We start from the raw sequence: 26,159 nt of genomic DNA, 5'->3' as shown, positions 1-26,159 counted from the left end.
CCCGATGGACAGCGTCGATGTGGTGGTGATCGGAGGTGGCCAGGTGGGTCTTTCGGCTGGCTGCTTTCTGCGCCGCAGCGGGCTGTCCTATGTGATTGTTGATGCCGAAACGTCGCTTGGCGGGGCGTGGCAGCATGCGTGGAAATCCCTGCATCTGTTCTTGCCGGCGGGCTGGAGCTCGATAGTCTCCAAGGTGACCGAGACCACGTGGATCACCCAACGGGAGCCAGCCTTCCTGGCCGACGATTCGGCCACGCTGATTGGGATGACCCGATACGCGCGCGAGGCAGCAAGGCAAATCAGCGACTACGTCGGGGCTGTTTCTCCGCTGCCATCTGGCCCCTGAGCCTCGGTGCCATTGCCCAGCGCCCGCACCTGCGATTGCAGGGCCATGCGGTCCAGCGCTTCAGGCTTGAGCGCCAACAGCAATCCGAGACGGTGCTGGAGCTGGTGAAGCGTGCTCAGGAACGCCTTGTGGACCTGCTCAGCGCTGCCCTGCACTGCGGCCGGGTCGGGGATGCCCCAGTGGGCGGTAGCCGGGTGGCCTGGCCACACGGGACACGCTTCACCCGCGGCACGATCGCACACCGTTACGATGAGATCCATCTGCGGTGCTTCCGGACCTGCGAATGCCTCCCACGGCTTGCTCGACAGCCCGGCAACGTCGAAGCCAATCTCCGAGAGCACCTGCAGGGCCACCGGATGAACTACGCCCTTGGGATGACTGCCCGCACTGTAAGCGCGGATACGTTCACGCCCTAAATGGCTGGCCAGTGCTTCGGCAAGAATGCTGCGCGCCGAGTTGCCTGTGCAAAGGAACAGAACATTCAGGGGACGCATGTCATCGCAACCATTTATCTAGAATAATCGAAGTATTGCCTTGCCATATGTCAACTCGATGACTGCCGAAAAGGAAGCGGGCACCCCTCGGTGCCCGCTTCGCTCATCTGTTCAATGACCCGACGACCGTGTGGCGCCTGGCGTACGATGCTTTCCCAAGCGGTCTACCAAGGTCTCACTTGCATCGTTGAGACCGAACACCTCAACGGTCGCGCCGTGCTCGCGCAGCTTCATCACTACCCGGTCGAGCGCATCAACGGCGGTCAGGTCCCAGAAGTGGGCGTCCTTCAGATCGATGATGACCTCCTTGGGGACATCCAGATAGTTGAAGCTACTCACGAACTGTCCGGCAGACGCAAAGAACACCTGCCCCTTCACAACGTAGACGCGCGAGTCGGTCTCGACCTGGGTGTCGTCGATGATCAGCATCTTGCCGACCTTGCGGGTGAAGAACACCGCCGACAGGATCACGCCTGTCAACACGCCTTTGGCGAGGTCGTGGGTAGCCACGGTCACGATGACCGTGCCAATCATCACGACCGAAGAGCTCTTGGGATGAATGGCCAGCTCGCGCAGCGAGCGCCAGCTGAAGGTGCCGATGCTGACCATGATCATCACCGCGACCAGTGCGGCCATTGGAATCTGACTCACCAGGTTTGACCCATAAACAACCAGAAGGAGCAAAACCACGCCGGCCACAAGGCACGAGAGACGGCCCCGGCCACCGGAAGTGATGTTGATCACCGACTGGCCGATCATTGCACAGCCTGCCATGCCCCCAAAGAAGCCCGTTACGGTGTTAGCCAAGCCTTGGCCAGCACATTCGCGATTCTTCTGGCTCGGGGTATCGGTCATGTCTTCGACGATCTGCGCGGTCATCAGCGATTCCAACAAGCCAACGACCGCCAAAGTCGCCGAAACCGGCAGCAGGATCTGGAGTGTTTCCCAGGTGAATGGCACATCCGGAATCAGGAACGACGGCAGGCTGTCAGGCAGCGCCCCCATGTCGCCTACGGTGCGTACCTGGAAGCCGAAATACATGGAAGCGGCCGTGAGAACCACGATCGCCACCAATGCCGAAGGAACGGCTTTGGTCAGCAGCGGCAGCAGGTAGATGATTGCCAGACCCACAGCACAGATCGCATACACCATCCACGGCATGCCGATGAGCTCGGGAAGCTGCGCCATGAAAATGAGAATCGCCAGTGCATTCACAAATCCGGTCACCACCGAGCGCGACACAAAGCGCATCAGCGAGCCCAACCGCAGGGCGCCGGCCAGCATCTGCAGGACGCCGGCAAGGATGGTGGCGGCAAACAGATACTGAATGCCGTGCTCGCGCACCAGCGTGACCATCACCAACGCCATGGCGCCGGTCGCAGCCGAGATCATGCCAGGGCGGCCACCGGCGATGGCGGTGATGACGGCGATGCAGAACGAGGCATACAAACCTACCTTTGGGTCGACGCCGGCGATGATGGAAAACGCGATTGCCTCAGGAATCAGGGCTAGCGCAACGACAATGCCCGACAGCAGGTCACCACGGATGTTACCGAGCCATTGCTGGCGCAGGGGATAAATTGCAGACATAGAAAATGATCTCCGCGCACAGCAGTGCGCGCCAAACGAAAGAAACAGGCACCCTTCCAGACCTAAGTGTCTGGGTCGCTTCTTCAATCAAGCGTCAGGGTGGAGTCATCGCTAGCCGATCCGTTGGGTATTTGACGGTATATTGTAGACTGGCATAGCGCCTGAGGGGAAATCCGGCCGGCATCGCGGTCGCCTCGGTGCACTCTCAAGGGTAGCTTCCCAGATCCCAAGATCATTTCGCAGGCGAAGTCGACAAGCTGGTAGGCAGTTGATCAGATTGAATTGAGCTCTGACCGAATCGCCAAAGAAGAGGTGGACATTCGCCGCGGGGCCTATGTCCGCTATCGGCCAGAAGCCGACGTAGGCAGCCAGATTGGTCACACACCGTAGCGCCTGTTGCCTCCAGACGTAATGCAGTAGCGTCCGCCGCGAGGACCAATACAGACGCGTGATCCAGAGCACGGACAGCTCCCATCAGAATAATCGGTACGTGCGGGCCGGAACTTTTCGCGCGAGGGTGACACGGGCCGATTATTAGGCCGGTAGCAGCCGCTTCCGCTACAAAGTAGCTTCGAGCTGACCCATTTGGCAGGGGCGCCCTGGGCCGATATTCGTGCCCACGCTCCTTTGCGTTCATACACCACAACAGAGTCGCCGCCGTCGAGCCTTCCGATGATCTGTCCGTTGGGAGAAGACCGTTGGTTGAGCGTACTGGTTGACACGAACTGCGTCTCTGTCATCTCCGGACGAGAGGATTCCGTCTGAGCCGGAGGAGCGACCGGTGCCTGATCCACTGAGGAGCGCTGTGAGTCGCGCTGCCCGCCCCCATTGCACATTGCGACAAGTAATGCGAAAAATCCGACCACCACCAGCCCAGCTGCTCCAGACGTATTTCGAGCCATGCCGCCCCCCCCCCTTTCCCTGTGGATCTTTCGAGCTCGGTCCAACTTTATCAGAGTGTCAACCCAATAATCCTAGGGCATCGCAATGGCCAATCCAAGTTCCCAGGCAGCGTTTTGAAGCGTGGTACTTCATTACCTTACGACCTAATTGATGTCCTCTTCCGGCCATGAGTGGACCTCCGTCGTCCAGGATGCTTAGCCTTCTTGTATAGGGGCGAGGCGACTACGATCGCAATGGCCAATCCAAGTTCCCAGGCAGCGTTTTGAAGCGTGGTACTTCATTACCTTACGACCTAATTGATGTCCTCTTCCGGCCATGAGTGGACCTCCGTCGTCCAGGATGCTTAGCCTTCTTGTATAGGGGCGAGGCGACTACGGAAGAAGTGAATTTGGAACTGTTCTTTCGGTGTTACCGAGCTAAAGCGGGGGCAGTTCGCGAAGTAGCTTTGTCATGGCGCCAAGTTCCACCAATGAGCGGATGACTGGCAGAAGGCTTTAGGGCTAGGATTGCCTCAGGGGCGTGGTCGAAGTTGGTGTCAGTCCGCGTCCTACACGGATCGTTGACCATGCCTCTTACAGGACGCCCCCATGCCTCGAATTCGCCATTTGGCCATCCGGAATTTTCGGTCCATCAAGGCACTCGACTGGGCGCCAGCTCCGGGCATCAACTGTTTGATCGGTCCTGGCGACAGTGGCAAATCCACCATCCTCGATGCCATCGACCTGTGCTTGGGTGCTCGACGAAGCATCTCCTTCGGCGACATGGACTTTTTTGGCCTCGATGTCTCAGAGCCAATTCGTATTGCCGTGACATTCGGGGAACTGCCAGCATCGCTGATGGACATTGATGTCTATGGGGACTTCTTGCGAGGGTTCGATGCGGTATTTGACACCCTCGAAGACGAACCCGCCGCGGGCCTGGAGACGGTGCTTACCCTGCAGCTTCAAGTCGGGGCGGACCTTGAGCCCAGCTGGACGCTGGTTTCCGATAGGTCGCTTCAACAAGGCTTGGAACGAAGCCTGCCTTGGAAAGAACGAATCGCATTGGCCCCGGCACGTATAGGCAGCTTTGCAAGCTCCAACTTGTCTTGGAGCCGCGGATCGGTCCTCAACCGGCTAACCGACGAACGCGCAGAATTGGGAGCCCAGCTCGCTCTCGCAGCGCGTCAGGCACGCGCCAACTTTGGCGCTCAAGCGTCGCCCCACCTGAGTCAGACACTCGGAATCGTCCAAACAACGGCCCAGAGCCTTGGGGTTAACGTCGGGTCGATGCCGCAAGCCTTACTCGATTCGCACTCCGTCTCCATCGGCGAAGGCGCCATCGCGCTCCACAGCGAGGCAGGCATCCCCCTTCGGTCACTTGGTACGGGTTCTTCTCGACTCTTGGTGACTGGACTTCAACGGGCCGCATCGGAGTCAGCGCCGATTGCCTTGGTGGATGAGGTGGAATATGGATTGGAACCCCATCGGCTCATGCGGCTGCTGGATTCCTTGGGAGCCAAGGAGACGCCCCCGCCTCTCCAAGCGTTTCTCACAACACACTCCCCTGTGGCACTTCGCGAGCTTTCAGGTGAGCAGCTACTTGTGGTTCGACCACGACCGGCTGGCCATGTCGTCATTTCCGCTGGCTCAACCGACGAGATTCAAAGCACGCTGCGGACTGACCCGGAAGCTTTCCTGGCGAAGTCTGTGATTGTGTGCGAGGGAGCAAGCGAGGTGGGATTTGTGCGTGGCCTCGATCTATGGGGAGTGGCCAACAAAGAACCATCTTATTTGGCTTTAGGTGGTGCATACGTCAACGCAGGCGGAGGCACTCCGGATAACGCTTTTGCCCGTGCAACTGCGCTTATGAAGTTGGGTTACCGAGTCCTCGTCTTCATCGACGCTGACAAGCCCGCCGCGCCAGGTGTTGCAGAGGCATATCTCCAATCAGGTGGCAGCCTCACGACTTGGCGGGCAGGAATGACGTTGGAGGACGAGCTGTTCCTCTGCCTTCCTGACACATCAATTGATGCCCTGCTCCTGAAGGCTAAAGAGCGTGTCGGTGAAGACCTTGTGAACCAACAGCTGGTTGCCAAATCGAACGGTCTAACAAGCTTGGCGTCCATCGAAGCATTGAGGCCGAAGTCGCCGTATCCGCTCGATATTCGCGTACTGCTTGGCGAGGTCTCGCGCACCAAAAAGAAGAGCTGGTTCAAGTCTCTCACGACTTACCAGTCAATCGTCCTGGATATCGTCTCTCGCGGCTACGCCGATGCGGACGCCAGCTTTAAGGCAGTAGTAGACCAACTCTGGGCCTTTACCCGTGCCGCCTGACATCGATCTGCTAGCCATCCAACGCGGATCTATTACCGCCCCAGCAGGGTGCGGCAAAACTCAGCTGATTGCCGACGCGCTGAAATCCCACGCTGGGGACAGGCCGGTCCTTGTTCTAACTCACACAAATGCTGGCGTCACCGCGTTGAGGACACGCTTGAAACGCGCGGGGGTTCCCTGCTCTGCCTATCGACTCTCGACGATTGATGGATTCGCCATGCGTCTCATCGCCAAGTTCCCGACGCGCAGTGGCCATCATCCCGAACTCTTGAAGCTCAACAACGCGAGTAGCGACTATCCCGCGATCCGTGAATCAGTCCGAAGACTCTTGGAGTCGGGGCATATCGCTCAACCCATCGCAGCCACCTACGCCCGGCTGTTGGTTGACGAGTATCAGGATTGCAGCACCGTCCAACACTCCATCGTGTCCGCCCTCGCTTCCCTTTTGCCCACCTGCGTCCTCGGAGACCCTTTACAGGCCATCTTCGGATTTGGCGGAAATCGGCTGGTTCACTGGGAACGGGACGTTCAATCATCCTTCCCAGCCGAGGGTAGCCTTCGAACTCCTTGGCGCTGGCAGATTGCAGGTAACGAAGAGCTGGGCCAGTGGCTGCTCTCCCAAAGGCATGCTCTTACGGCGAGCTTACCCATTGATCTGACCACGGCTCCGCCATCCGTTCGGTGGATCCAGCTGGTTGCCGGTCGTGAGGTGCAACAAAGGCTGACTGCGGCACGAACCAATGCGCCTGGCAGCCAAGGAACGGTTCTGGTCATTGGCGAGTCCATGAATGTCCAAGGGCGCCATCAGCTCACCAGCCAAACGCCTGGGGCAATGGCGGTAGAAGCCGTGGACATGCGAGACCTCGTCAACTTCGCGAGGCATTTCAATCTTCAGGCTCCTACTGCGCTGCAGGACTTGGCCACCTTTTCCGCTCTCATGATGACGGGTGTCGGCGCGCCAAATCTTGTGACGCGTGTCGGCACCATTCGTAGAGGGAGAGCCAAGACCCCTCCAACTCCTGTAGAAGCTGAGGCAGTCGCCTTTGAGTCCGAGCGGAGCATGGCTAGCGCCTTACGGCTGGTGGACGCCTTGGCCGAACAGACAGGCACTCGGGTCTATCGACCCGAGATTCTGCACTGCTGTCGATCAGCCATGCGAAGCGTTATTAACCAAGAGCAAGATCTATTGGGAGCCGCGCTTCAAGCCCGGGAGCGAAATCGTCACCTCAGCCGTCCCATTGCGCGCAAAGCAGTCGGCAGCACTCTCCTGCTGAAAGGTCTCGAGGCAGACATTGCCGTGGTCCTTTATCCAGAGAGCATGAGCGCGCAAAACCTCTATGTAGCACTCACACGTGGTGCGAAAGGGTTGGTGATCTGTTCCCGCACCTCAACGCTGACCCCGGCCCCATAGCCCGCTAACCTAGCCATGCTCGCCCTATCAAGCACGATGGTTTGCGGCGCTTCGTCATTGCGATGGTCACGGTAGACCCTGTACCAAAGTCGTTGCTGAACATCTGGGTCTGAAGCATGTCGATCTCGCCGGGCAGCGAGTGCATCAGGATTAATTCCAGGGTCCTCCTTGTCCACATAGATGATTGGGCGGCGAAGGTGGCGTACGCTATCTGCCTACTAATGAGACATCAGCGGACGGCAAAATGAGCAGACCCAACTCAGTAGAGGACAGGGCTTTGGCGGCTCTTGACCGCCTGGTGAAGCGACGCCCGACCAATGAACTGCTGAAAGCAAAGATGGCCGCAGGTCATCGGATCATCACGCCTACCTCGGTCGCTGCCGAAGCAGGGGTAAATAGAGGGAGCTTTGGATCAAGGCACGCTCGACTTGGGCACGTCTGGCTTAAAATTCAGGAGCTGGCTGAAGAGGAGAAGCGAGGCTCGGTGGCTGAAGAGCTCACTAAGATTAAGGCTGAGAATGCAAGGTTAAAGGCTCTGCTTTACAAGACCAACATCCACAACGCATCTCTCCAACTAGCAGTGTCCCGGCTTCAGAAAAGAAGTACCAACAGAGACGATGGAGCCAATGTCGTCAACTTTCGCCGGAACGATCGGAAGCGTCCCCGGTAGCGTTGGATATCATCCTCAGGACTGTTCGACTCTGAACAACACGACTCTTAGCAATCTTGGAAGGCTGATTCCTAGAGTTGGTCCGCTCTGCCTGGACAATGGCCTGATTTTTCAGGAGGCGATCCTCCCAGAAGTCCTTATGCTCTGGCAGGATGATGCAACACTTGCACCCCGCGCACAGCCCGGGCGACCGTAGGCCGAAGTTCGGCGAGGCGCGAACAGTGAGGAGGCTTGCTTGTGGGTTGCAACTGGAACGGTCAGGCAACATATCAATCAGGCAACTCGCGTAAGTCCCTGTCCATATCCGCAGGTCGGTGAGCTTCACGTATGCCACGGCCTTATCGATCAGCGTCTCTCCGTCCATCTCGGACAGTGCCTCGGTCATTGATTCGGCATGCTGCATGAGAAGCCGCTGCGCCGGTCCACCTCCGATTGGCTTGCCAAGCGTGATTTGAACGAGGAACCGAGAGGTCTCCATGACTCTCTCTCCTTCCAAGTTCTCGAGCAGGGCCGCATCGTTTCCAATGTACCCCTGATCCGTAATCTGCTCGCTCATGTGACGGAAGTGCGTCCGTAGCGCTGGCATTAGTTCCGGCTTGGATCGGAAGACATAGTGCGCAAAGGTGATCCTCCATCGCTGCGGGCGAAGGGATCTCACCTCGTAGATAGCTTGCGTCGTTTCGATGCCACGCTTCTTCGTGAGGGCTTCGACGGCGAACTCACGCTGCAGCAGAGAATTTCTGGAGGCTGTCATTCGGCCGATTCCATCGGGACCCGACGGAAGGGACTTGGCGTGGGAGAAGCTAAGCATCAGTGACTTACTACCCGATAGAGCTCGCCAAGGCTCCATTAGCCGCACCAGTACTTCGATGGATTTTATTACGATCGGCAGGTGATTTGTGCCCAACGGGCGCAGCCCGGCAGTCCACTCATGCCGCGTCGCTTCCCTTTTGGCGGAAATGCCACAAATGGAGAAAACTTCCATCAGTCCGTCTAGCGATGTCACTGACTTGACCACGCCGTGCTGTAGCGTCGGATCGTGGTCCAGGGAGAGGCCAATCAGCTCATGAGCTCGAATTCCAGTGCATCCCTGGAGCAAGATACTGCATGCGCTCTGAGTCATCAGTATTAGGCGTCTCAGGCTTTGAGTTCCGCTAATCCCGCGCTCGTCTCCAGCGTCATCAATCCGATCTATGGCGGTCAATGGCTCATGCCAGGAAATTAGTGTCCCTGGGATCGGACTCATCTGGAATTCCTCGATGTGCCGTTTGATCTGACGAAGACAGGCAATTCGTCTCGCGCCCGTGGCACTCCGTGCGTCGATGAGCATAGGGATGACCTCAGCCTGAAGTCTGATCACATCCTCAGAGCCGTGGTCAATCCACTCACATGCGTAAGAAAGGATTGGTACGGAGATCTCGTCCGGGACAGGCATCAATCCACCCGTTCGAGCAAGCCCAAGCGGCTCTGTCACGACGTCATAGGTCCTTCGTCCGTCAAACGGCGCTTCGGACGGTGCTTGTCCGCCTCTAGCGCGCAATCTGTCCGCGATCTCGTAGATCTGTGTAAGTGGGTGGATGAGTTTGTAGGCGGTCGCATGCGTCCACGCCCTGTCTCGACCGGTGTCATCTCCAGCGGTCATGTACTGCTCTTCGAGACCTTCGATATATTCCCAGCTTACCGCTGTCGAAATGTCAAAGAGGGAGTGGATTTTCCGCTGCCCCATGAACTTGACCAGCTCCCTCAAGCCCATGTAGGTGGCAGGGATAGACCCAACCGTCATGCGCACCGTGTCCTCGATGATGGCGGTCTTGAGGTAGCACTTCAGCTCGGCGAGGAGTGCTCTGTGTTTGTGGTCTGTGAGCAATTCTCCACGCGCCAGCGGGATTGCCCAGTCAACTGTGACAAACTCCTTCTGTTGGCCGACCGTGGTCTGGGCGAAGGTCCAGATATCACTGTCATAGTCCACTTGGAATGAAGGATGCAGAGTCTCTGCCTGTGCTTTTTCGAAATTTCTTAGTGCGGGCATGGCTTTCTCTCTAGAGTGGACGCGCTAGTGGCGTTAGCGCCCTAGCTATTCAAGTCCGGGCAGGGTCGTCAGCATGATCATCGCCGCTGATTGTTGATTCGCAGCTGTGCTCACTGCCGGAATCCATGAATCGCGGAGAGCAAGGTAGGCGTTCTCGAACTTTCGCCTCCAGATCTCGCTGCCAAGGTCTGCCCTGGCTTCTTCGTATAGCTCCTGCAGTTGAAGAAAGCGGGCGAGGGCATAGGCCTCGTTTGGGTCAGCCGCAGCGAGTGGGCACGCAGGGCAAGCACCATAGGCGGTGCAGAGCTTCCCATGGCGCTGCCCGGGTTGAGGACTTTGGAATGGATCTGCACAGCAGAAGCCCTGCGTTGCTGCCGTTTGATCGCGGTCACTCCGCGCGGATCGCGTGTCAATCTTTCCGTTTGAAGTCACCCAACGCTCCTGTGCCGTCAGGGCTCCTGCCAGCTGTTCCTTCTGCCGACGCTGCATCGTGGTTGTCTGGTAACTGTCTTGGCCAGTTGACAATAGCCGATGGCCTAGCATTGCTCGGAGCTCGAAGGCGTCGCCGTCGGTCAGCCCATCAACCGCTTCGGAGAACGCAAGCCTGTTTGCTTGGGAGCCAGAGTACTTAAGCCCCCTTCGTTTGCAGAACAATGTGATGTAACCGGTCACCCGCGTGGTCACGTCGTCGGTTCTGGCTGAGTAGGAATCGATGTGCATTCCTCGGCGCTTGTGCCGCCCGCCTTCGGAAACGGCGTGGAGGAAGAAGTCATTGGCAAGCTCACCAGCAGCGTAGTCTCTAATTCGTTTGGTCCAAGCAATCACGAAACTGATCAATCTTTCCGGCGCTAGCGGGTGATCGCTAGCGGGGAAGGCTGCTCGCTGTGTCGCGCCCTGAGCGGAAGTTCCTGCCCTGCGCTTAGAGGACTTGATCACCGTTCGCTTTTGTCCAAGCGGGTAGTGCTCCGATATGCCATCTAGGGTGAGTGTTCTAAGTGGCTGCTCGTTGAAGCCCGAGTGCATGGCTAGTACGAGAAAGAATGGGATCAGATCGCCGCCGATGGGGTGCGCTAGTCTCCTCAGACGGAAGTACTCGCTTTCGCTGATCTTTCCTACGCCTGGGAGCTTGTGAACCGCGGCTTGGCGAGGAAGATGACCGTCAAAGTTTGCCAAGATTTGAGCAATTGCCTCTGCCGGGTCGCTTAGCGATACAGCGTCGCCCTTTTTCTTCTGAGCGAGGGCACTGTGAACCCTATCTAGAAGCGGCCACACTTCGTCCATTGTCGATATGCATTCCTCGACAGCCGCCTTCATGACGTTGGCCCAAGCCGCACGGTCCAGCTCTTTGGGCTTGCTCTTCCGTGGCAGTCCTGCGAACGGCTTTGGCGGAATACGGATCACCTTCCACCGTGGATCCATCTCGTGCAGTGCAAGAACGACCTTCTTGAAGGTCCCGTAATAGTGGCGCTGGGTCTGCACCGAGAGAACTGTCGGGTGCGTGGTATCCCCACCTTTCAGATACGTTAGAAATGATTCGCCGAGATCCATCGGAGTGTCGTCTGGGCCGCTTATCTTTACCCCTTTTACGGTTAGGTACTGCACCAGGCCACTCACGATGTTGTTAGCTGAAGAGGATCTAGTCGTCTCCCTGCTGTTCTTGTTAGCTCGACAGAACGCCTCGGCGAAGAGCGGTGCCGCTGCACCTATGCCCTTCCAACGGCTGAGATTGACGATGTTGTCGCGCAGGTCTCCGGCGCGCCTGAACGCGACTTCTAGGCGACCCGCGCTCTCGCGGACATCCCATTTCTTTGTGTTGCCTACCTTTTCCTCAACTACTACGGCGTGCCGCAGTTGGGCGGACCTTCTTCCTGCCACGTAACGCTCCAATCCGTGTTCAATCTGATTTGATAGGTGAGTCGGTCACATGCGAGGATTAGTGCGTATGCCTTGGCCGCGGAGCCGTGCGCGCTCCAGCTCGTCAGGCCTCGACGCCGATTCGCATAAAGGGTTGACCTTCAAGGTGCAGCCTGATCGATTCCCTGGTTTCGCTCTCGAATGCGTTCGCGCTTCGCAGGTAGATGGACTCGGTCGTATCCCTGAGACTGTGTCCCAGTACTGACTGGACATACTTGATCGCATCCATGTCACCGTTTGCGCGCTTCTCCATGTACGTGTACAAGGCGAAGGTGTGTCGAAGGGCGTGAATGGTTATCCGCTCGCGCTGCGTGGATTCGTAGCGAGCCAGGTCAAGCTCTTTGGAAAGCCGTTTGAGCAGCCTGTCCTTGGCCTGGGCGAAATGCCGGTCGAAGATCTGCGGGGTTATCGGATTGCCCGCATGCTTGCGGTTGTTTGCGTTGAGGACGAAGAGGACGCCGTGATCCTCGAGCTTGTGGTACCCCAGTCGGAGGTCAATGAGGCGCTGCCGAACACCTTTTGCATAACGCTTCAGCGCCTCGAGTAGCCAAACTGGAACGGGAACGTTGCGCTTCTTGTTACCTTTCCCGACGACGGGGATAGCCACTGCACTGAAAGGATCGCGCCCTCTCGTATGAGTCTCAAGGACGGTCTGCGCTTTCAGATCGCATACTTCCGCCCGCCTCAGTCCTGCTTGATAGCAAAGCTCAGCCATCAGTCGCTGTGCGGTGGTAGCGAATGCTAGTTCAACGAGACCGTTCCGTTCGAGCAAAGGGTTGGGACCTAGTTCGTCAAGAATACCGACGACGGTCTCGGGATGGAGCGCAGTGATGAGTTCGTCAGCGTCGTTCAGCCCGGGAAGATCGACGCCAACGTCGAGAACTTGAACAGTTCCTCGCTTCGTCTGCTTGCTCAGCAGCGCTGGTGCCTTTCTCAGGTATCCCCGCTTTACGCAGAATGCGATCAGCTTGGTCAGGGTCGACCATCTTCGATGAATAGTCGCGGCGGCGAGCTTGTCCAGGGTCACCGCTGAGTCTAGGTCAGTCAAGGTGTCCGCATAGGATCTGAGGAGATCCTCATCTACGTCGGAAACGAGCTTTTTTCTTGCGTCAAGAAAGTGATGGAAGTCGGTGAGGTCCGCCGCGATAGCTGCTGTCGTGTTCTTGCTGCAGGCAAGCTTTGGCTTTGGACCGATCGTTAGATGGGCATCTGCTAAGAATTCAAATGCGGGCTGAACGATCGTTCCATCAGCCCTGCTGACCAAAAAGCAGAATCCCTCGGGTAAGGGTACGCCTCGCGTACCCGCGATTTCTGTCGCTTCCGGAGCGATCGCACGTGCGGTGCATATTTCGACGTCATAGGCCATGGCGCCGAAAGCTATCAGGTATACGAGAAGTTTTTTTTGCCGTGAGCCTTACGGTACTTTAACAACTGAAATGAGAATCATGCCTTCTTTTTACTTCCATTGATTCATTGATTTACGCGTGATCGTGACCCTACTGGTACGTTCGGTGTGAAGGAAGGCCCGCTCGCTGGTACGGGTGAAGTGCGCAATAGAGAGGTGGGTTCGCTCGTTGCCCAGGCTAGATTTGCCCCTTCAGTACCAACGTGCGTGTCCGCCTGGCGCGGCAATCGATAGCGCGCGGTCAATGGCTACCCAAGGCTGGCAGTGAGTTGACATCACCAATTGGGAGACGCCGCGGTTGCTACTGCGCGTCCTTTAGGGAAGCGTGTTGGCTGGGCGGTGGGTGCGCCTGGAGCTACCAATTCAATTGCTGCCGGAAAAAGTAGGGTTGCCGCAACGGCACTGCACCACTTCTGATTGCTGGCGACCTTTGGGTGGCCGTCTCCGGGTTCTCCGGGTTCTCCGGGTTCTCCGGGTTCTCCGGGTTCTCCGGGTTCTCCGGGTTCTCCGGGGCGACGCTATCAGAGAATTTCTCGAGTGCTACCCGCGTGATGATCCCTAACTGTGCCGAATGTGAGAGAGGACGGCCGCTGCATGCGCGCTCTTTCAATGAGCCATCGAGACAACGCGCTGCTCAGCCATGACCGGCGATCATGTGGCCCTGGTTGGATGCACTCTGCAGTTCCATGATGCGATCGGTCAGGCGTTCAGCTGCGTTCTGCAACCCGTCATCGTCTGGCGAGTACGGAGAGCCGAACATCGGGATCTCGACCCACAGTCTCTCCTGCCCATCATGCACATATGGGCCATGGTCATCCAAGAGAAGGGCTTCACCCACGCGGGGGGAGACATAGGAAAGATCCTTTGTCCTTCCAGACCAATGGATGTATCGAAGTTCGACAAACCATGCCGGAACACTGCCTTCCCTAGCCAAGAGTCCGGCAATTCTTCTTGCAAGTGCCTCGGGAACCGTAGTGAACAGTACAAGTTCCTCGAACTGCGATCGGACATCCTCTAGGAACCGGTGAAGCCCAGGGCGAGGAATCTGACTGATTGCGTTGGAGATGAGCGTACCTTCGAGGTCCAGTGCCAGGATGGTTGGCTTCATTGGGAGTTCCTATCTAAGCTTCTAAGCCTGAGTAAACGCATCGGTAGGTACCTATCCATGGCGTGGGTCACATGGTACCGGTTCGGGCTACGCCCTTCTGAAACTTTGCCCAACCACTTCACTTCCGTTGGATTTCTTCTGAGACCTCTACGGCCCAACGCGAGGTGTGGATGATCCTGGTCTCCTGCAGCTGCTCTTGAAGGATCTGGCGTTTGGTGAGCTGAGACACCGCCTCCCACTCGTTCCTGAAGATGTAAGTGGCATTGCCTGACTCGGGACTCTCGAACACGTACCGATTCCTTCGCGTGAACCCAAAGACGATGTACTCACTGAAACCGCCTAGTCCGACTGCCATGAAGTCGGGCTCGTGACGAGTGATGGTCCGGATGCGCTGCTTAGCGACTGCGCGGTCGCTGTCGGTCAACTGCTTCAGATAGCTATCCAATACCTGCATTGCTCTATCGAACGGGAACTTCCCCGGCGGGAGAATGCGCCAGTTGATCTTCTCGACCCTCACCGGCACCGCAAGGTCCGGGTCAACGATTTCGAAGTGTTGGAAGCATTCCAGGTAGATGTTGAGGAGGTTTGCAATACTCTCTTCTGGCTCCGTCCGGTCAATGATCCTAGTAGCCATTGCGATACCACTGTCTGTATCTACAGCAGTGAGGAATTCACCAGGTGGTGCAACGTATTCCCTGGGATAGGTCTCATAGGATCTTGTCTGGGTACCGTGGTGAGTGCGTCCGTGCCAGTCCTTCCACGAGGTATTGATTGATCGAGACTTGGTGACCATCGGAAGGTCCTTTCGGATGACCTCTTTGCCTCGGGCATTGAATAACGTCGCGGGTCCTTCGGCGCTTGGCACAATGGAAGCGCCTGCGAGTGGAAGGCTGTCGAATCCCAGCATCGCCGCTTGGTGTTCTGTGATTGGACCGCTAAGAAGACGAAACTGTGGCAGCCGCTCAATCGTGCTTCGGTAGACTGATAAACCTCTCACTTGCTTGGGCATACGCTGGTCCTTTTCATGAGGAAGCGGGATAACCAAATATGTTTGGAGAGCCGTCTAAGCTCGCTGAGGAGGAGATGCTATTTCCTTTTCGGGGAGATGGTATCAGTACTCAGAAACCCAGGACGCCCTATCCCTGTAGGCGCCGCTCGGACTGCATCCATAGCTTTGTACTGATGCTAGCCACGTTTTCCCTTCGGCTAGAAAAGTTGCCCCTGTGGCGACTTTTCTTGGGGAGGTTGAAAAAGATGAGTGGCCAGCGCTGGCAGCCTAGTGAAACCGAGCTCACGATGCTTCTTTTCAAAGCGCTTCCGGATCAAGTCCGCTACAGGGCCAGTTCCGGACATCCTTGTGCCAAAGCTGGCGTCATATTCCTTTCCACCATGCATCTGTCGCATCAAGCTAAGCACATGCGCAGCGCGGTCCGGGAAGTGCAGCTCGAGCCATTCTCTCCAAATGTCCTTAATCTCGTTAGGTAGCCTGAGAAGCACGTAGCCTGCTGCCCGAGCGCCGTGTTCGTGAGCAGCCTCTAGGATGGCTTCTAGGTCATGGTCGGTGATCATGGGAATGACCGGTGCGATCAAAACCCCTACCGGTACTCCTGCCTCATGCAGCTGATGCATTGCTCGCAGCCTTGCGTGGGGAGCAGCAGCTCGTGGTTCCAGTTTTGCAGATAGCTTCCTGTCGAGCGTGGTGACCGAGAAGTAGACCGTAACCAACCGATCCTTGGCCATCGACGCCAGCAGTTCGGTGTCCCTGGTGATCAAGGCGCTCTTGGTGACAAAGCTCACCGGATGCTTTGCGTCGGCAAGCACCTCAAGGCATTGGCGTGTAATCTGGTAATTCCTTTCAACCGGCTGATAGCCGTCTGTGTTTATCCCCAGGGCAATCGGGGCGCACTTGTAGCTCGACTTGCTAATTTCTGCTCTGAGCCGCTCCGGGGCATTTGTCTTTGCAAACAGGCGCGTCTCGAAGTCTAAGCCTGGTGAGAGGCTCAAATAGGAGTGAGAAGGGCGAGCAAAACAGTAAACGCACCCATGCTCGCAGCCGCGGTACGGGTTTACCGACGCGCTAAACCCAACGTCAGGGGATGAGTTGTGGCTGATCACTGTGCGCGCTCGCTCTTCCTGCACCTGAGTTCTCAGCCGTGGCGCGTTTTCCATCTCCTGGTAGACCGATTCCCAGCCATCGTCGACTCCCACTGTTGCAGTGGTATCGAAACGGCTTGGGACACGCGATGCGGCCCCTCTACCTTTGAGGGGAACTTGGGCCTTTCGAGCATCCTGTTCCATGACAACAACTTGGGGTGGTTGGCTGTTAGTATTATTGCTAACCACAGGCGCCGCAACACCGTGAAATTCAGGTAGCTGTAGGCCATACGGTCATCTGGCGAAGAGGTTTTGCCCAAGCTTATCCACAGCTTCGGCTGGCAAGGCCTTTGTCAGCTGCGTTGGCCATGGAGCGCTTTGGCTTCCGCCAAAAAGATCTGCATCAATGCCCGCGATCGACGCGTTGCTGCAGGCAGTGGAATGCCCAACTGTGCGCAAAGCGAAGTCGCGTATGCCATCTGCGCACCCGTAGGCGGCTTGATGTCCCAATCCGTTAGTTGGGGAATGAGCTTTGAGAGCTCTTCTGCCAGGCGGCACTCAAAGCCTCTTGCTTGCCCTTCCTCTTCTTGCATTCGACGCACCTGCATTGCGACTTGCTCCCTGCCCATGGGAGAAAAGGGAAGCTCAAGAGTGAACTCCAGTTCCGGACATACGAGGTAAAAGTTCATGGGAGAGGCGATTAGTACTTATAAGTAGACTACCTTTAGAGGCGTAGTCTTTAAAGTACTAGAACCACAAGCTGCTTCGTATGGTCGAGCATACGAACCAAGCGAAACTTGCAGATGTGATCCGAGCGCATCGTATTGATCTGGGCGTCAGCCAAGAAGCCTTTGCTGACCACATCGAGATGCACCGCGCCTACTACAGCAAGATCGAACGTGGCGAAAAGAACCTCACTCTCGCTACCTTGGAGCGAGTGGCTAAAGGCATGGGTACGTCGATGTCGGCCCTGCTACGCGCCGCAGGGCTCTAACTCTCTTTGCAGACCACGAAGGTTGGCCAATACCTCCAGGATGGGCGTGTTGGCCGGCACTGCGCGGGGCTTGTGGCCAGAGCAATGTGTTTACCGATTCTCCCCTAAGTTGTTGATCTCTAGGTATTTATCTAGTGAACAATCAGGGGGTATTGATACCGTGCTCGCAACCGCGGTAGGGATTCACCGATTGACTGAAGCCGACGTCGGGCGAGTTGTTGCGGGTGATGATGCTGCGCGCGGTTTCGGCGCGTACTTCGGTGCGCAGGCGCGGGGCGAGGAACTCTTCGCTTTCGTCGACCGCCCAGCCGTCGTCCACCGCCTCGCTGACGGTGCTTTCAAAGCGCCCGGCAAGGTGGGACGTGGAACCTCGGCCCTTGATCGCAATACCCATTGCGGCAGGGTACGTCGTGGCCGTCTCAATGGCTGCGACGGCCGCCTGAAGGGTTCAGGGCGAGGCTGAGCCGAGCATGGACTCGGCTCTACAGTTGATGCAGAGACCTTGTGGAGCCGAGCCTACGCTCGGCTGCAATGCATCAAAGCAGCGCCAGGTACCCGCGCACGGTGGCATCCAGCCCGTCATACAGTGCCTCGCCGATCAGCGCGTGACCGATCGACACCTCCAGCACCTCCGGCACGTGGGCCAGGAAGTCGCGCAGGTTGTCCTGCGACAGGTCGTGGCCAGCATTGACACCCAGGCCGACGGCCTGCGCTCGTCGGGCAGCAGTGGCGAACAGCGCCAGCATCGCATCGGCATCGCCCGCCGCATGCGCCTCTGCATAGGGCCCGGTATACAGCTCGATGCGGTCCGCCCCCACCTCAGCTGCCTGCTCCAGCAATGGGTTGCCCGCGTCAACAAACAGGCTGACCCGACACCCCATGGCCTTCAGCGCAGCCACCAGCGGACGCAGGCGCTCGGCATCGCGTTCGAAGTCGAAACCGTGGTCGGAGGTGATCTGGCCATCATCATCGGGGACCAGGGTGGCCTGCGCCGGACGGGTCTGTTCGCACAGCGGCAGCAGCCCCGGGTAGCCCTCGCGCGGCGGCGCGAACGGATTGCCTTCGATGTTGAATTCAACGCCACGCGAGCGGGTCAGCGTGGACAGGGCCAGCACGTCCTCGGCGGTGATATGCCGGCGGTCCGGCCGCGGATGCACGGTGATGCCATGCGCGCCGGCATCCAGGCAGGCCTGGGCGGCGCGCACCACGTCCGGTTCGGCGCCGCCGCGCGAATTGCGCAGGACGGCGATCTTGTTGACGTTGACGCTGAGCTGGGTCATGGAACGGGACTACTTGGAAAGAGGGGACGGGTCGTGGTCGTTGTGGTCGTCAGTGCGGCGGACCTGGGCCTGTTCGCGCAGGCGGCGCAGCTCCTCGGCGTCGATCAGCGTGGCCGGGTCGCGCTGCAGGTCACCGAAGCGGGCCACGTAGCGGCCGCGCACCCAGGCCAGCAGGAAGCCGAGCGCCGCCAGCAGGCACAGGGTCATCAACCCCGCGCTCGGGGTCTTCAGCGCGAAGGCAAAGCAGCCCAGCGCCAGCAGCAGGTACAACCAGTACATAGTCGGGCTCCCCGGATGATCGCCGCAGTGTAGCGCTGCGTCAGAGCAGCGGCGAGGCCAGCCGGGCGAAGGCCTCGGGCAGGCGGTGCAGCCACAGCGAGCGGCCGGCCTGGTCGTGCACCCGCATGGAACGGTCGAATTCGCCCTGCAGCAGTTCGGCCAGCGCAGCGACGCGGTCACGGTCGCTGATCATCATCGACAGTTCGAAGTTCAGCCGGAAGCTGCGGTGGTCGAAGTTGGCGCTGCCGACGATGCAGACATCGTCGTCGGCGATGAACGCCTTGGTATGCAGCATGCGCGGGCCGTACTCGTAGATCTTCACGCCCGCGTGCAGCAGTTCGTCGAAGTAGGACCGTGCGGCCTGGGTGACGAACCAGGAGTCGCTCATCTTCGGCACCAGCAGGCGCACGTCCAGGCCGCCCAGCGCGGCCGAGGTCAGCGCCATCCTCGCTGCTTCACCGGGCACGAAGTAGGGCGTCACCAGCCACACGCGCTCGTGTGCTTCCTGGATCGCCGCCACGTGCAGGCGGTGGATGGTCTCCCAGCCCGAGTCGGGCCCGGACACCAGCACCTGGGCGCTGATCGATCCATCCGCACGCAGCGGCATGTCGGCCGGCCACAGGCGGGCGATGTCGAAACGCGAGTGGTCCTGGCCACTGGCATAGAGCCAGTCCTCGGCGAACACCAGCTGCAGGCTGCGCACCACGTGGCCGCGGATACGCATGTGCAGGTCGCGGTAAGCGTCGGGCCTGCGGCTCTCGTCTTCCTCGTCAGTGATGTTGATGCCGCCGGTGAAGGCGAGGCGACCGTCGACGATCACCAGCTTGCGGTGGGTGCGCAGGTTCAGCCACGGGCGCTTGAACGGCTTCAGCAGCTGTCGCGGATGGAACCAGATCGCTTCGCCGCCGGCGTCCAGCAGTGGCTGCAGGAAGCGCCGGGGCAGGGCGGAAGAGCCCACCGCATCCAGCAGCAGGCGCACCTGCACACCGGCCTGCGCACGTTCGACCAGGGCATCGCGCAGTGCGGTGCCGGCATGGTCGGGGTTGAAGATGTAGTACTCCAGGTGCACGTGGTCGCGCGCCTGCGCGATCGCGTCGAGCAGCGCGGCATAGGTGGCTGCGCCGTCGACCAGCCAGGTCACCTCGGTGGCACTGCTGGGCGCCAGTCCGGTGGTGGCCTGGGCAACCTTGGCCAGCTCGGTGCAGTCCGAATCGGGCGGGCAGACATCGCTGTAGTGCTCCATGCCCGAGCGTGCACGGCCACGACGCAGCCGTTGCCGCTTCACCTTCTGCGGCCCCAGCAGGTAGTAGATGAAGAGCCCGAGGTAGGGCAGCAGTGCCAGCGAAAGGATCCAGCTCAGCGTGGCCACCGGCTCGCGCTTCTGCAGCATGATCCAGCCCGCCAGCGCGAACAGGTAGAGCAGGTAGGCCACCGCCAGGATCGTGCCGAGGTGGGCGATGCCGTCGAGCCAATGGCGCAGGGAGTCGAAGAGGGCGAGCATCCGCCGATCATAGCGGCGCCTGCTGCCGGATGGGGTCGGATGGGCTCAGATCCCTTTCCTCAGGAAAAGGGATCTAAGCCCAACCCGTGCGCCACGACGAGAACACAAAAAAACGCCCCTGTTTCCAGGGGCGTCTGCAGTCGCGTCATGACTGTTGTATTGCGGTGTAGCGTTTACTGCTGCACAAATCCGATCTTCTTCATCTGAGCATTCTTCGCGGCGGCCAGAACCTTGGCCATCACGTCGTACTCGGAATCCGGGCTGGCGTCGATGCGCAGTTCCGGCTGGTTGGTCGGGTCACGCTGGACCTCCTGCTCCATCCGCTGCTGCAGCTCGCTGGTATTGATCGGGCTGTTGTTCCACGAGACCTGGTTGCTGGCGTCGATCTTCAGTTCGATCGGCGGCGGCGGTTCGACCAGCTGCGGCGGTGGGTTGAGCACGCGCTGCGGCAGGTCCACGGCGATCGGGTACGTCATGATCGGCGCGGTCACGATGAAGATGATCAGCAGAACCAGCATCACGTCCACGAGGGGCGTGACGTTGATGTCTGCCATGGGGCCCTTGCCACCACCACTACTGAATGCCATGGCTTATTGCCCCTTTTCTTTGGTCGCAACGAAGCCGACGTCCAGCATGCCCTGTTCCTGCGCGACCTTGGTCAGGTCGTTGATGACGCGCATCTTGGTGGTGCGGTCACCACGCAGGTTCAGCGGCGGCTGCGGGGTCTGCTGTGCGGCGGTCGCCAAGCGGGACTCGAGAGTCTGCTTGTTGATTTCTTCGTCGTTCCAGTAGATCGAGCCGTCTTCCTTGACTGCCAGCGTGATCGGGTTCGGACGCTTTTCAGCATCTTCCGGCTTCTGGATCAGGTTGGCTTCCGGCAGATCCACCTTGACCTTGTGGGACATCAGGGGCGCCGTGATGATGAAGATGATCAGCAGCACCAGCATCACGTCCACGAGGGGCGTAACGTTGATGTCGGCCATGGGGCCGCCGCTGTTACCACTACTGAAAGCCATAACGGGCTCCGTCTAGATCTTGGTGACTACTTACTTCGTCGCTGGGTGACGCGCGCCGCAATTAGCGGACGCGCGAACCGGTGGCGAAGAAGTCGTGCAGGTCGTGCGCGAAGGTATCGAACTTGCTGATGGTCGCGCTGTTGATCTTGCTGAAGAAGTTGAAGGCGAACACGGCCGGGATTGCGACGAACAGACCGATCGCGGTCATGATCAGCGCTTCACCCACCGGGCCGGCAACGGCGTCGATCGAAGCGGAGCCGGTGGCACCGATCTTGATCAGCGCGCCGTAGATGCCCCACACGGTACCCAGCAGACCGACGAACGGAGCGGTCGCGCCGACGGTGGCCAGCAGGGTCATGCCCGACTGCAGCTTGTTGCTTTCGCGGGTGACGGCCTGGCGCAGAGCGCGGTCGACGAACTCCGAACGGCTCAGGTTCTCACCGACGCCGCCGGTAGCACCGCCTTCAGCGCGCTGGTGGTGGGCAGCGGCCTGGGCAGCGTCCAGGGCGATCTTCGAGAACGGCTCCGAAGCCGGCTGCTCTTCCATCGCACGGATGGCGTCCTGCGCGTTCGGGGTGTCCCAGAACAGGCTGACGACGCGGTCAGCGGCGCTCTTCAGGCGGGTGGCACGGAAGATGTTGATGACGGTCCAGTACCAGGACATGGCCGACATGGCGATCAGGGTCAGCAGCACGACCCAGGAAACCGCGAAATCACCCGGCTTGGTGGTCATTTCGTGGATCAGGTGCTCGAAGCCCATCTGCGACAGGGCGTTGGACGGATTGCCCCCGGCAGCAGCGGCGATGAAAATTTCCTGCAGCATGACGCTTACCTTTGTTGTGTGTGGTGATAAAGGGTGTAGCTAAGCTAAACAATCGAACCGGGAGCGGGGGTGGCCGGAGGGCCACCCGGACGCATCAGTTCAGCGCAAAGTTGACCGGGACGCGAACGCGACCTGCCGCCTTCTTACCGCCAGATTCAGCGGCGTTGAAGCGCCACTTGCGAGCTGCTTCCATCGCAGCACGGTCCAGGTCGCGGTTACGGCTGGACTTTTCCACCGTGACATTGGTGACGTTGCCGTTGGCATCGACATCAATGATCAGGATCACTTCGCCCTGGATACCCGCGCGGAAGGCGGCCGGCGGATAGCGCGGCGGATTCATGGCCTTCGACGAGATGTCAACGCTGGCCTCGATCGAGGTCGGCGGAGCCGGCGGCGACGGGGGCGACGGCGGGGTGACGATATCGTTCGGGCGCGGCTCCGGCACGTCCACGACCGGCGCCTGCGGCGGCGGCGGTACGGGCGACGGCTTCGGCGGCGACAGATTCTTCACCGGCGGTGGCGGAGTATCCTGCGGCGGCGGCGGCGGCGGCGGCGGTGGGGGCGGCGGCGGCGCGTCGACGATGGTCACCATGACGTTGCGCTCCTTCTCCGCGACGGCCTTGGGAGCCACGGCGGGAATGAGGAGCATCATGAAGGCGGCCAGATGCAGGGCAATTACAAACGCGATGCCGACGATGCGAGGCCAGCTCAGCCCCTTGTCATCGGGTTGTTCGTACCGGTGAACGACTAGTTGTTCCGTCATGCGCCAAGAGCTCAATAGTGGGGCCGGAATCCCGGGGGCGGGATCCCTGATCAGCGGTGCATGACACCGCAGGAACCTCCAAGCTTATACCAATCCTGAGCGCCTGCGCATCAACTGAGCAGGCATTCAGGCGTTATTCCTACTTACTTCAGGTTGATGATTTTTTTGGCATCCGCCTGGTTCTTCACGCCCTTCGCCAGCGCCTGCTGGGCGGCCTGCTTGGCCTCGGGGACGCGACCTTCGGCATGCAGGACGCGTGCCAGGTTCAGGTAGGTCTCACCGTCCTTGGAGAGCGGGGCAGCCTTCTGCCACGCATCGATCGCCTGCGGCACCTGGTCGGAGTAGTAGTAGGACTGGGCCAGCGCCAGGTAGACCTGGTAATCCGGCTTCAGGATGCCCTTCTGCAACCCTTCGTTGATGACCGCGATGACGTCCTTTTCCTTGTTCTCGGTGTTGGCATAGATCGAGTACAGCTGCTTGTACTCGCGCTCTTCAGTGAGCTGGCCGCTGCTGCGCAGCTTGTCCATCACCGCGGCGGCCTTCGGCATCTGGTCAGCCTGCATGTACATGTTGGCCAGATTCAGCTGGGCCTTCTTGTCCGTCGGGTTCTTGGCCGCCAGCGCTTCTGCGGCCTGCACGGCCTCACCGGTCTGGCCGGCTTCGGACAGGGCCGCCATCAGCAGCTGGTTCCAGTTGTCCTTCGGCTCGGCGGCGCCGGCGATGGCCTGCTTCAGCACCGGGATCGCTTCCTGATAGCGCTCCAGCTGGTACAGCGCCTGGCCCTTGGCGATCAGCTCTTCCGGCTTGGTCGACTTGCTCTCTGCGAAGTACTTGTCCAGGGTGGCCAGGCCTTCGGCGGTCTTGTCTTCCTGCAGCTGCAGCTGGCCCAGCATCAGCATCGACTGGAAGTGGCCGTTGTTGTCCAGGCCGTTGAACTGGATCACCTGCTTCAGATACGCGATGGCGCCCGGCACGTCGTCGGTCTGGTAGGCGGCCTGCGAGGCCAGCTGCGCGGCCAGCGACTTGTCGTACTCGTTGGAAGCGCTGTCGGCCAGGATCGCGTCAGCCTGTTCGCGCGTCTCCGGGAACTTTTCCTTGTTGTAGCTGTCGATCATTTTCTGCAGCTTGCTGCCCATCTTGGCCGAGGCCTTGGCGGTCGGCTCCTGGCGGGTCGCATTCGGGTACAGCGGTTCGGCCTTGGCCTGCTTGCTGCTACCGCCGCGGCTGCCACGGTCGGAGGAACGCGAGGACTGCGCAAAGGCATCGGTGACCACGGCGCCGGTCAGGGCGGTCGCGACGAGGACGGAAAGCACAGCTTTGTGGTTACGGAAAATCATCGTTCACCTCGATCGAACCGCCGGATAGCGGCAAAGTCGGACTGTCAGAAAAATCTGAGCCGCCAAACGTATCAGAAACAGATGGCGTGAGAAATCGTTTTATGTGCTGCAATACAGCATAGAACTGCGCACTCATCCGCACTTTGGCCGCAGCCCGGCCGCCTGCGCCTGCTGGTAGACCGGCGTCAGGCCCGGTGCATCACGTCGCAGCTCCTGGATCCGGTTGGCCGGATCGGGGTGGGTGGACAGCCATTGCGGGCTGCGACCGCCGCTGGCGGCCATCATGTTCTGCCACAGGTCCACGGCCTGGGCCGGGTTGAATCCAGCCTGCGCCATCAGCCGCTGGCCAATCACGTCTGCCTCGCTTTCCTGCGTGCGCGAACCCGGCAGCAGGAAGGCCGCCTGCGCGCCCATCCCACCCAACTGGTTGACCGTGCTGGCGGCGCCATCGCCATAGGCGGCACCGGCCAGCGCGCCCAGCACGGCCAGGCCGGTCTGCGCGCCCATCTGCCGGGTGATGCGTTCTTCGTGGTGACGCGCGATGACATGGCCGATCTCATGGCCGATCACGGCAGCCAACTGGTCCTGGTTCTTGGCGACGGTGAAAATGCCGGTGTTCACGCCCACTTTTCCGCCGGGCAGGGCAAAGGCGTTCGGTTCTTTGTCGACGAACACGGCGGTCTCCCACCGTACGCCGCGGTACTGAGGCGGCAACTGCGCGACCAACGCGTTGACCACGCACTGCACGTAGCCGTTCTGGCGGCCATCGGTGCTGATCTTCTCTTTCTGCTTGGTCTCGGAAAACGCCTGCGCGCCGAGCTGGTCAAGCTGTGCCTGCGATACGCCGCCCACCATCTGCCGTCTTCCGGTTGGCGAGGTGGTGGTCGCACAGGCACTGACCACGGTGGTGATGACTAGAGCCAGCAGCAGTTGTTTCATGGGTCCGCCCCCGTGTTCATGTGCGCAGTGTGTAGCGTACCTGCTTAATCTTTCGTCAAGCGGGCACGGCGTTACGTTGACCCCAGGAACACCATTGCGGCGAGCGCCACCGCGTTGTTCAGCGCATGCGCCGTGATCGCCGCCCACAGGGTGCCGGTGCGGCGGTACAGCCAGCAGAAGGCGGCACCCATGCCGCCGTAGACCAGCCACAGCTGCGCCATGCCCAGCAGCGAGTTCTTGCTGACACCGGGCACTTCATGGACCAGGGCGAACGCCAGGCTGCTGAGGATGAGGCCCAGCCAGGGGCGGCCGGCCTGCCACAGGCGCCCGAACAGGACACGACGGAACAGCAGCTCTTCGTAGGCGGGGGCGAGGACGACCGCAAACAGCACCAGGAACAACGGGAAGCGCGCGATCGCGCTCTGCATCAGTTCCACGTTGGTCGGCACCGGCTCGATGCCGAACTGCTTGGAAAGGAAGGCGACGCCGTTGCTGCCAACCACGATCAGCGTGGCCACCAGCAGGGTCCAGCCCCAGGTGGAAGGACGCTGCAGCGCCTGTCGCGAGGCCAGGCGTTCGCCGGCGTTCGCCGGGCGCCGCCAGAAGTACAGCAGCAGCGCGGCACCACCGGTGGCGATCAGGGCCATCAGGATCTGGGCCAGGGCCCCGGGCTGGCCCACTGCCGCGCCGGCGCTGTCAGGTGTGAGTGCACCGCCATTGGCCGCGGCGTTGGCGCGGCTGACCACGATCGCACGGTAGAAGCCCCAGAACAGTCCGGTGACCATGCTCAGGCCGACCAGGGTGACGGCGGCGATGCCCAGGTCGATGAAGAAACCTGCCAACGGTGCCACGGCGCGCGGCGAGGTAGACGGCGGCGGAACCGGAGGCGGAGCGGCGGAGACCGGGGCGGATGCGGACATCAGGTACCTGCGTTCAAGGGACGAAGGC

The 26,159-nt window shown here is 59.8% G+C and carries 24 protein-coding genes and 1 pseudogene; 5 read left to right on the top strand and 20 right to left on the bottom strand.

The features are described 5' to 3' along the window. Positions 1 to 4: 4 nt before the first annotated feature. Positions 5 to 346 carry an FAD-dependent oxidoreductase gene (locus tag E5790_RS22070; protein WP_049453249.1) on the top strand — a complete coding sequence of 114 codons (342 nt, stop codon included), beginning with the start codon at positions 5 to 7 and terminating at the stop codon, positions 344 to 346. Here the strand turns inward: E5790_RS22070 and E5790_RS08385 are convergent. Together E5790_RS08385 and E5790_RS08380 are read right to left on the bottom strand one after the other, a co-directional pair. Further along, positions 307 to 840, bottom strand: a complete 534-nt coding sequence (locus E5790_RS08385; protein WP_080353442.1) for an arsenate reductase ArsC — start codon at positions 838 to 840, stop codon at positions 307 to 309. The genes E5790_RS22070 and E5790_RS08385 overlap by 40 nt on opposite strands. 111 nt (positions 841 to 951) lie before the next feature. Continuing rightward, the gene (locus E5790_RS08380; RefSeq protein ID WP_049453246.1) at positions 952 to 2,430 is read right to left on the bottom strand and encodes a SulP family inorganic anion transporter; all 1,479 of its coding nucleotides are present in this window, start codon (positions 2,428 to 2,430) and stop codon (positions 952 to 954) included. Between the two features lie 1,490 nt (positions 2,431 to 3,920). Between E5790_RS08380 and E5790_RS08370 the strand changes: the two genes are divergently transcribed. The 3 genes from E5790_RS08370 (at position 3,921) to E5790_RS08360 (ending at position 7,729) form a co-directional block, all read left to right on the top strand. Then, positions 3,921 to 5,648: an ATP-binding protein gene (locus E5790_RS08370; RefSeq protein ID WP_049453423.1), complete on the top strand. Its 1,728-nt coding sequence runs from the start codon at positions 3,921 to 3,923 to the stop codon at positions 5,646 to 5,648. Then, positions 5,638 to 7,059 carry a UvrD-helicase domain-containing protein gene (locus E5790_RS08365; protein WP_049453421.1) on the top strand — a complete coding sequence of 474 codons (1,422 nt, stop codon included), beginning with the start codon at positions 5,638 to 5,640 and terminating at the stop codon, positions 7,057 to 7,059. The genes E5790_RS08370 and E5790_RS08365 overlap by 11 nt, the downstream gene beginning before the upstream one ends. A gap of 244 nt (positions 7,060 to 7,303) precedes the next feature. Further along, positions 7,304 to 7,729: a hypothetical protein gene (locus tag E5790_RS08360; RefSeq protein WP_136191726.1), complete on the top strand. Its 426-nt coding sequence runs from the start codon at positions 7,304 to 7,306 to the stop codon at positions 7,727 to 7,729. Here E5790_RS08360 and E5790_RS08355 read toward each other — a convergent pair. The 7 genes from E5790_RS08355 to E5790_RS08325 all read right to left on the bottom strand — a co-directional run bounded on the left by E5790_RS08355 (position 7,692) and on the right by E5790_RS08325 (position 16,968). After that, positions 7,692 to 9,758 (bottom strand): hypothetical protein, encoded by a 2,067-nt coding sequence (locus E5790_RS08355; protein WP_049453419.1) that lies wholly within the window; start codon positions 9,756 to 9,758, stop codon positions 7,692 to 7,694. The two genes, E5790_RS08360 and E5790_RS08355, sit on opposite strands and share 38 nt — an antisense overlap. A 45-nt stretch (positions 9,759 to 9,803) precedes the next feature. After that, the gene (locus E5790_RS08350; protein ID WP_199801528.1) at positions 9,804 to 11,645 is read right to left on the bottom strand and encodes a hypothetical protein; all 1,842 of its coding nucleotides are present in this window, start codon (positions 11,643 to 11,645) and stop codon (positions 9,804 to 9,806) included. A 91-nt stretch (positions 11,646 to 11,736) separates the two neighbouring features. Then, positions 11,737 to 13,038, bottom strand: coding sequence for a tyrosine-type recombinase/integrase (locus E5790_RS08345; protein ID WP_049453416.1), 1,302 nt, complete (start codon positions 13,036 to 13,038; stop codon positions 11,737 to 11,739). 673 nt (positions 13,039 to 13,711) lie between these two features. Beyond that, positions 13,712 to 14,185, bottom strand: coding sequence for an NIF family HAD-type phosphatase (locus E5790_RS08340; protein WP_049452990.1), 474 nt, complete (start codon positions 14,183 to 14,185; stop codon positions 13,712 to 13,714). Positions 14,186 to 14,303: 118 nt separating this feature from the next. Further along, positions 14,304 to 14,978 carry a hypothetical protein gene (locus E5790_RS08335; RefSeq protein WP_229653729.1) on the bottom strand — a complete coding sequence of 225 codons (675 nt, stop codon included), beginning with the start codon at positions 14,976 to 14,978 and terminating at the stop codon, positions 14,304 to 14,306. 413 nt (positions 14,979 to 15,391) lie between these two features. Next, a complete protein-coding gene (locus tag E5790_RS08330) occupies positions 15,392 to 16,483 on the bottom strand; it encodes a PA0069 family radical SAM protein (protein ID WP_049452994.1) in 1,092 nt (363 codons plus the stop codon). Positions 16,484 to 16,632: 149 nt separating this feature from the next. Then, complete coding sequence (locus E5790_RS08325; RefSeq protein ID WP_049452996.1) at positions 16,633 to 16,968, bottom strand: hypothetical protein; 336 nt, start codon at positions 16,966 to 16,968, stop codon at positions 16,633 to 16,635. 80 nt (positions 16,969 to 17,048) lie between these two features. Here E5790_RS08325 and E5790_RS08320 point away from each other — a divergent pair, with 80 nt between their 5' ends. After that, positions 17,049 to 17,273, top strand: coding sequence for a helix-turn-helix transcriptional regulator (locus tag E5790_RS08320; protein WP_049452997.1), 225 nt, complete (start codon positions 17,049 to 17,051; stop codon positions 17,271 to 17,273). A gap of 157 nt (positions 17,274 to 17,430) precedes the next feature. Here E5790_RS08320 and E5790_RS08315 read toward each other — a convergent pair. From E5790_RS08315 to E5790_RS08265, 11 genes and pseudogenes are all read right to left on the bottom strand, one after another. After that, positions 17,431 to 17,667, bottom strand: a pseudogene (locus tag E5790_RS08315) (radical SAM protein); the annotation flags it as partial. Positions 17,668 to 17,809: 142 nt separating this feature from the next. Then, entirely contained in the window at positions 17,810 to 18,553 is a 744-nt protein-coding gene (locus E5790_RS08310) for a pyridoxine 5'-phosphate synthase (protein WP_111206048.1), read from the bottom strand. Between the two features lie 9 nt (positions 18,554 to 18,562). Continuing rightward, positions 18,563 to 18,832: a hypothetical protein gene (locus E5790_RS08305; RefSeq protein WP_053494962.1), complete on the bottom strand. Its 270-nt coding sequence runs from the start codon at positions 18,830 to 18,832 to the stop codon at positions 18,563 to 18,565. A 40-nt stretch (positions 18,833 to 18,872) separates the two neighbouring features. Continuing rightward, positions 18,873 to 20,333, bottom strand: coding sequence for a cardiolipin synthase (cls, locus tag E5790_RS08300; RefSeq protein ID WP_111206047.1), 1,461 nt, complete (start codon positions 20,331 to 20,333; stop codon positions 18,873 to 18,875). Between the two features lie 173 nt (positions 20,334 to 20,506). Next, positions 20,507 to 20,920, bottom strand: a complete 414-nt coding sequence (locus E5790_RS08295) for a biopolymer transporter ExbD (RefSeq protein WP_005411740.1) — start codon at positions 20,918 to 20,920, stop codon at positions 20,507 to 20,509. Between the two features lie 3 nt (positions 20,921 to 20,923). Further along, entirely contained in the window at positions 20,924 to 21,349 is a 426-nt protein-coding gene (locus E5790_RS08290; RefSeq protein ID WP_005421196.1) for a biopolymer transporter ExbD, read from the bottom strand. A gap of 61 nt (positions 21,350 to 21,410) precedes the next feature. Beyond that, positions 21,411 to 22,172 carry a TonB-system energizer ExbB gene (gene exbB / locus E5790_RS08285; protein WP_005411738.1) on the bottom strand — a complete coding sequence of 254 codons (762 nt, stop codon included), beginning with the start codon at positions 22,170 to 22,172 and terminating at the stop codon, positions 21,411 to 21,413. 94 nt (positions 22,173 to 22,266) lie between these two features. After that, entirely contained in the window at positions 22,267 to 22,824 is a 558-nt protein-coding gene (locus E5790_RS08280) for an energy transducer TonB (protein WP_172601398.1), read from the bottom strand. Positions 22,825 to 23,078: 254 nt separating this feature from the next. Further along, entirely contained in the window at positions 23,079 to 24,272 is a 1,194-nt protein-coding gene (locus tag E5790_RS08275; protein WP_014035419.1) for a tetratricopeptide repeat protein, read from the bottom strand. 132 nt (positions 24,273 to 24,404) lie between these two features. After that, complete coding sequence (locus E5790_RS08270) at positions 24,405 to 25,211, bottom strand: M48 family metallopeptidase (RefSeq protein ID WP_136191725.1); 807 nt, start codon at positions 25,209 to 25,211, stop codon at positions 24,405 to 24,407. Positions 25,212 to 25,282: 71 nt separating this feature from the next. Then, on the bottom strand, positions 25,283 to 26,131 hold the full coding sequence (locus E5790_RS08265; RefSeq protein ID WP_049442536.1) for a type II CAAX endopeptidase family protein: 849 nt from the start codon (positions 26,129 to 26,131) through the stop codon (positions 25,283 to 25,285). Between the last annotated feature and the right edge of the window lie 28 nt (positions 26,132 to 26,159).

This window comes from Stenotrophomonas sp. PAMC25021 (assembly GCF_004795795.1).
Lineage (GTDB): Bacteria > Pseudomonadota > Gammaproteobacteria > Xanthomonadales > Xanthomonadaceae > Stenotrophomonas > Stenotrophomonas muris.
The sequence above is the reverse complement of the archived record's forward strand: the minus strand, read 5'-3'. Positions and strand labels throughout refer to the sequence as shown.